4 protein-coding genes and 1 tRNA gene are annotated in these 7,164 nt (G+C 38.4%); all 5 read left to right on the top strand.

Annotation, left to right across the window (positions count from 1 at the left end; all coding sequences use genetic code 11):
- The first annotated feature begins 564 nt into the window (after window positions 1-564).
- Window positions 565-3,213, top strand: coding sequence for a valine--tRNA ligase (locus E0946_RS06965; RefSeq protein WP_133201745.1), 2,649 nt, complete (start codon window positions 565-567; stop codon window positions 3,211-3,213).
- Between the two features lie 37 nt (window positions 3,214-3,250).
- Window positions 3,251-3,326 (top strand) — tRNA-Ala (locus E0946_RS06960).
- A gap of 335 nt (window positions 3,327-3,661) precedes the next feature.
- On the top strand, window positions 3,662-5,149 hold the full coding sequence (locus E0946_RS06955; protein ID WP_133201744.1) for a T9SS type A sorting domain-containing protein: 1,488 nt from the start codon (window positions 3,662-3,664) through the stop codon (window positions 5,147-5,149).
- 22 nt (window positions 5,150-5,171) lie between these two features.
- Window positions 5,172-6,182: a GTPase ObgE gene (obgE, locus tag E0946_RS06950; protein ID WP_133201743.1), complete on the top strand. Its 1,011-nt coding sequence runs from the start codon at window positions 5,172-5,174 to the stop codon at window positions 6,180-6,182.
- Window positions 6,179-7,164: DNA-processing protein DprA (gene dprA, locus E0946_RS06945; protein WP_133201742.1), on the top strand; the 986-nt coding region annotated here is incomplete at its 3' end. The genes obgE and dprA, both read left to right, overlap by 4 nt.

Genomic DNA, 7,164 nt, shown 5'->3' with positions numbered 1-7,164 from the left:
TAGTGCAAAACTCTTATCTTTGTTATTTGTGGGAGGTTTTTTAATTCTTATTTGAATGAAAGTTAAAAAAATACATATCTGAGTAATCAGCATGCTTTTTATTCTTATACAGAACCTCTTATCTGTGTAATCTGTGTAATCTGTGAGAGATTTTTTACTTCTTATCTGTATAAAAACCAAATCTGCGTAATCTGCGTGCTTTCATTCTTATACCAAACCTCTTATCTGTGCTATCTGTGTTATCTGTGGGAGCTTTTTTTAATTTTTATCTGAATAAAAACCAAATCTGCGTAATCTGCGTGCTTTAATCCTAATACAAAACCTCTTATCTGTGCTATCTGTGAGAGCTTTTTTTAATTCTTTTCTTGGAGCTTATGTCCAGCTTATGTCCAACTCATGTCCAGCTTATGTCCGAAATCGGACATAAGCTCACCATAATCTCCTTATAAGGACGAGATAAACGCTAAAGAAGGGCGGAACATAGTTTATTTGCTTGACATAGGGCGGATTTATCAATTTTCGGTTATAAAATAAAAAGGATTTGTTAAATAATAGAGGATATGAATGGAAATCAGCAAGACTTATGAACCCCAACAAATAGAAAAGAAATGGTATGAATTCTGGGAAAAAAATGAGTATTTTAAACCCGCAGGAGACCCATCAAAACCTCCTTTCACCGTTCTAATACCACCCCCAAATGTTACTGGCATCCTCCATATGGGTCATGTTCTGAATAATACATTGCAAGATATTGTTGTGCGTTTTCATAGGATGCTGGGAGAACCTACTCTCTGGTTACCTGGAGTTGACCACGCTGGTATAGCTACTCAAAATATGGTAGAAAAAGAACTTGCCAAAGAAGGAAAAACAAGACAGGAAATTGGAAGAGAAAAGATGCTGGAACTCATCTGGAAATGGAAGGAAGAAAAAGGGAGTCATATCATAGACCAACTCAAAATGTTGGGTGCTTCTTGTGATTGGTCTCGTCTTCGTTTTACTATGGATGAGATGCTTTCCAGAGCAGTAAAAGAGGTTTTTGTCCGCCTTTATGAGGAAGGTTTAATCTATAAAGGAAAATATATTATCAATTGGTGCCCGCGTTGCGTAACTGCTCTGGCTAATGATGAGGTTGAATACAGTGAAGAAGATGGCAATCTATGGTATATTCGTTATCCTTTAACAGATGGTAGTGGCTATCTTGTTGTTGCCACCACTCGTCCTGAAACTATGTTAGGAGACACTGCAGTAGCCATTAATCCTCGTGATGAACGCTATAAACACTTGGTTGGTAAAGAGGTTGAACTTCCTCTAACTGGCAGACTAATTCCCATAATTGAAGACGATTATGTGGATATGGAATTTGGAACTGGCTGTGTGAAAGTTACTCCTGCTCATGACCCTAACGATTTTGAAATAGGTCAACGCCACAGTTTGCCTCAAATCCTGATAATGGATGAACAAGCAATTATGAATTCTGCTGCAGGAAAAGAATTTGTTGGTTTAGACCGTTTTGCCTGTCGCAAAAAAGTAGTTGAATTATTAACTCAACAGGGTTTACTGGAAAAAATAGAATCCTACACACATTCTGTAGGACATTGCTATCGTTGCGATACCGTAGTTGAACCCTATCTTTCTGACCAATGGTTTGTTAAAATGAAGCCACTTGCTGGACCTGCTATTGAGGTAGTAGAGAAAGAAGAAATCCGTTTTCAACCCGAACGCTGGACTAAAGTCTATATGCACTGGATGAATAATATTCGCGATTGGTGTATCTCCAGGCAAATCTGGTGGGGACACAGAATTCCTGTCTACTATTGCAATTCCTGTGGTAAGATGATAGTAGCCAAAGAAATGCCCTCTATCTGTCCTGACTGCAAAAATAATTCTTTTCATCAAGATGAAGATGTTCTGGATACCTGGTTTTCCAGTTGGCTATGGCCCTTTTCCACTTTTGGCTGGCCCGAAGAAACAAAAGACCTGAAGCGCTATCTTCCTACCCAGGTGCTCATTACTGCTCCTGAAATTATTTATCTTTGGGTTGCCAGAATGATTATGAGCACTCTGCATTTTGTCCATATCATCCCATTTCAAACAGTTCTTCTTCACGGCACGGTTAGAGATGAATATGGCAGAAAGATGAGTAAATCTCTGGGAAATTCTCCCGATCCCATTGATATAATTGATAGAGTTGGAGCAGATGCTCTACGTTTTTCTATGGTTTTTGGCACTCCTAAAGGTGCTGATGTAATTTTCAGTGAGTCCATTCTGGAAACTGGACGCAATTTTGCCAATAAAATCTGGAACGCCTATCGCTTTATAATGATGAATGTATCAGAAGGAGAACAATTACCCCCAAAAGAGGAACTCCAGATGGAACTTGCTGACCGCTGGATTTATTCTCGCTTAAATGAAACGGTAAGAAATACAGCTGAACATTATCAAAATCTGAGATTTAATGATGCAGCACAATCAATTTTCCAATTCCTCTGGGATGAATTCTGCTCCTGGTATATAGAACTTTCAAAGGACCGACTGAACTCCAATGATGCCCTTTCTCGCAGCACCACTTTATATATTCTGCTTGATGTAATGCAAACTTCAATGCGTCTACTCCATCCTATTATGCCTTTTATCACTGAGGAAATCTGGCAAAACATTAAAAAAGTGTTTAATCAACCCGAAGAATCCCTCATTATAGCAGCTTTCCCTTCCTGTGAAGAAAAGATGATTGACCCAGAGATTGCTGATGATATGTCCTTTATGCAAGAAGCTATCACCGCTGTTCGTAATCTCCGAAAAGAACTCAATCTCAATCCTGGAACCACTATTTCTCTGGTAATTAGAGTGGCAGAAGAAAGACAAAAAGACCTGATTGAACGCTATGCCACCTATTTCAGAAGGTTAGCAAAAGTAGAAAATATAGAAGTTGGATTGCAATTACCCAAGCCCAAACCCTCTATTGCTGCCGTAGTTCGTAATCTGGAAATCTTTCTTCCTTTAAAGGGAATAATTGACTTGGAGGCAGAAAAAGCCCGCTTGAGTAAACAAGTAGAAAAGCTGGAAAAAGAACTTCAAAGTGTTAAAAAGAAACTGGATAATCCCCATTTTCTTGCAAACGCAAAACCGGAAGTGGTAGCAAATGAACATAAACACTTTGAGGAAGTGCACATAAAACTATCCTTGACAAAAGAGCTTCTTGAGGATTTAAAGTAAGCATCTATACATAAATAAGATAGATAAAATATAAAGTGGGGCTATAGCTCAGCTGGGAGAGCGGAACGTTCGCAATGTTCAGGTCAGGGGTTCAATTCCCCTTAGCTCCACCATCTTATTATTAATCTCTCCTGTTCTTCCTCTTTTTTGTATGATGAAATCCATATCAAAAAATTATAAAAAAATTCTTGACGACTATTATTTAATTATTAATTAGATAAATTATGAGGATTATCTAACTTTATTAGAAAAAAGGGGATATTATGTTGCAAGAATATGGCAGTTTTAGAATTGGAAGCTTTCCTCTCTTGCTGCTCTATAAATGTTTTGGCGCAAGTCTCGCACTTATTTACGGTAAGATAAATCCCCTGCAAAATTACTACTTGTTTTATGCATATGATTTAATATAATATAAAAAAACAAACACTCAGGTAAAAGGAGATTAAAAATGAAAACAAAATGCCTATTGTTTGTTTTGCTCGCACTCACGGTGTTGCTATCCGCTCAGGATATTAGCACCTATCTTAACTTTTCTCATAGTTCACTTTGTCCCGATGGCTATCTTCGTTTAAGATGGTTAGATGAGACAGGAAATTCAGCAGCAACTCAATGCTTTTATAGTCTTAATGGCTCGGATTGGCAGTATACCTCTGCTTCTTCCCTTCAGGGAAATCAAATGGAAGCTGTCGTTCCTTATGAATTTGGTCAATCTCTTCGCTATCGCTTACGCACCCCAGTAAATATAGAAGGTGAACAGATTGTTTTTATGCACATTCCTTATTTGACTTCAGATGTCTTTCCGCCTTCTTTATCTCAGTTAGGTGAATTATCAACAGACCCTACCGGAGACTCTGACATACCTGACATTCCAGCTTTAGATCTCACTGATAGTTGGTGTGGTGTCTCTGAAACCAAACTTTATTCTGCAATGGCAAATGCCGCTAATGCTTTTCCACTGATGCATAATATCACTTCCTACAATCTTTTTGCCACCTTCATCTTCAATCCCGAGACTATAATTGATACGCTATGCTATGCTATGATTTACACCTTCAATATCCCTTCTGTCATCTCTCCCGGTCTATATAAAATGGGAATTGACCTGGAAGGTGTTGGACCTACTTCCTTCGTTCGGATTGGAGATATCCAGAGCACCGTTTCTAATGGTAAACTTATAATGGCTTGTAATATGTCAGATTTAATTAATGACCCCGATTTTGGAACTTGGCCTAACCTCACAAATGCTCTCATATTCACCAATATAAGCGTTAACTTTGGTTTATTGCAACAACAACCATATTTCTCGCAAGCAGATTTCACCTACCCTGGATTTTTATTATTCCAGAACTTTCATTATCAAGTAGACCAGAATACCCTGCCCCAACTAACTAATCTAACTTACAACTCTAACACTCACTTATTTGAGTTTGATTACACTGATAATGAGGAAGATTTCCCGCTTATTATGGAAGTAGAATTAGCTGGTGGTCAAATTTTGAATCCCATCACGCTTAATCCATATTACAGTCAGACCGTTCACTATTCTCTGCTCATAACAAATCCCTCTCAATACATAACCCTTCGCTGTAGTGATAATTTAAGTGATATAGTTGAAGTGGTATATGATACTACCAGCGTGAACGATGACATTCTTCCTGTTCCAGCTTTGAAATGCCATATGCCCAATCCCTATAATCCTCTTTCTGGTCCTTGCAATATAACTATCAAAGGTTTGGATAAGAAACCAGTTAAGGTGGAGCTTTTTAATCTGAAAGGACAGCTTCTGGGAACTCTTTATGAAGGAAATCCTCTTGACGATAAATTGATGTTTTCTTTTGATGGAAGCATGAAAAATTTAAAACTGAATAGTGGCATATATATTATCCGAATACAACAGAATCAGAGAAATCTGCTACATAAATTTATTTTACAATAAAGGAGTTAACCTTCGCTAAGTAATGTTTATAGACTACGCAAAAATTACTATTAAAGCCGGAAATGGTGGTGATGGTATTATTAGTTTCCGGAAAGAAAAATATATTTCAAGAGGAGGTCCTGATGGAGGTAATGGAGGTCATGGCGGTTCCGTTATAGCTATCGGTGATGAAAATGTTAATACACTCCTCGCTTATAAATATCATAGAAAATTCTATGCTGAAGACGGAAAACCCGGTTCCAATGCTCGTAAAAGAGGATTAAGTGGAGATGATATTTACCTCCATCTGCCCTTAGGAACAGAAATCTATCAAATAACAGAAACTGGCGAAAGAATAAAAATCGCTGATATAACTACTCATAACGAAGAAATCATCTTAGCTCATGGTGGAAGAGGTGGAAAAGGAAACAGCAATTTTGCCACCTCCACCAATCAAGCACCTCGCATTGCCACTCCTGGTAGAACAACAAAAGAAATTGTCCTGGAATTAGTACTAAAGCTTATGGCTGATGTTGGTCTGGTCGGTTTCCCCAATGCCGGCAAATCTACTCTCTTGAGTGTCCTTTCTTCTGCTAAACCTAAAATCGCAGATTATGAATTTACCACTCTGGAACCTATGCTTGGCGTTGTCCCGGTTACCGAATATCAATCCTTTGTTATGGCTGATATTCCAGGTATTATTGAAGGAGCTCATCAAGGTAAAGGCTTAGGACATCAATTTCTACAGCATATTCAAAGAACCAGTGTCCTCCTCTTTCTCATTGATATCAACACTCCTGATCCCTTAGAAGCTTTCCGAACTCTCCACTCGGAACTTTATCTCTATGACCCCTTTCTAGATAAAAAACCAAGTTTAATAGTTTTAAGTAAGCTGGACACAATTCCTGAAGAAGAAAGAAATGCTCGCTCTGCTGAACTTCAATCTTTGTTCCAAAAAGAATATGGTTTGGATGTCCTTCCCATCTCTGCTGTTGGTAATCTGGGAATTGAAGAACTTAAATGGACTCTCTATAATATGCTGGATAAAAAATGACCGATAAATTTAAGGCTTGGCTCTGTCTCAAATCCGCTTTCGGTACTAAACCTAAAACTGCTCTGGAACTGGTTAAAAAATATCCCCATCCAGAAGAATACGTGGGAAATCCTCAACATCCTATCTATGAAGATGATACTATTTCCCCTCAGATAAAAGAACAACTCCTTTCAGCTGTACATCATCCGCGTGAAGAACAGATTGCTAAACTCTGCGAACACTATGAGATTAATGCTATCTTCTATGGTGATGAAGATTATCCTTTAGCTTTAGCAAATATCATTTTACCTCCTCTCATTTTGTATTATCGTGGAGACCTACTTAAAGCCTTAAATAATATATCTTTAGCAGTAGTAGGAACACGAAAACCTACTGCTTATGGCAAAAATGCCTGTTCCAAACTCCTTGCTCCCGTTTGTCAAAGAGAAGTTACAATCGTTAGCGGTCTGGCTTATGGAATTGATACCGTCTCACATATTACTGCACTCCAAAATGGTGCTATGACTATCGCTGTACTTGCCAGTGGAGTAGAAAATATCTATCCTCCGGCTAATCGTGAACTTGCTAAAGAAATAATCAATAACGGAGCTTTAGTTTCAGAATATGAGCCCGGCACTAAACTGGAATCCTGGAACTTTCCCGCCAGAAATCGTATAATATCTGCTCTGGCTCCTGTAACTTTTGTGGTAGAAGGCTCTATGACCAGCGGCGCTATGATTACAGCTAAACATGCTCTGGAACAAAATCATGACCTGATAGCACTTCCAGGTGAAATCTATCATCCTAATGCTCAAGGTCCTAACTATCTCATAAAAAACGGAGCACAATGCATAACCTGTCCAGAAGATATTCTCTACGCTCTCGGAATAGAAGTGGAAGAAAGGGAACAACTGGAATTTCTACCTGAAATCTCACCTGATGAACAAAAAATTTATGACTTGTTTAGGGAAGAGCAACGCGAACTCTCTTTTGATGAACTCCT

It is taken from the genome of Candidatus Syntrophosphaera thermopropionivorans (assembly GCF_004353895.1).
Lineage (GTDB): Bacteria > Cloacimonadota > Cloacimonadia > Cloacimonadales > Cloacimonadaceae > Syntrophosphaera > Syntrophosphaera thermopropionivorans.
The sequence above is the reverse complement of the archived record's forward strand: the minus strand, read 5'-3'. Positions and strand labels throughout refer to the sequence as shown.

Excerpts from the sequence above, each read along its gene's own strand:
- E0946_RS06965 (WP_133201745.1), top strand. The coding sequence starts at position 565 with ATGGAAATCAGCAAGACTTATGAACCCCAACAAATAGAAAAGAAATGG.
- E0946_RS06955 (WP_133201744.1), top strand. The coding sequence starts at position 3,662 with ATGAAAACAAAATGCCTATTGTTTGTTTTGCTCGCACTCACGGTGTTG.
- obgE (WP_133201743.1), top strand. The coding sequence starts at position 5,172 with ATGTTTATAGACTACGCAAAAATTACTATTAAAGCCGGAAATGGTGGT.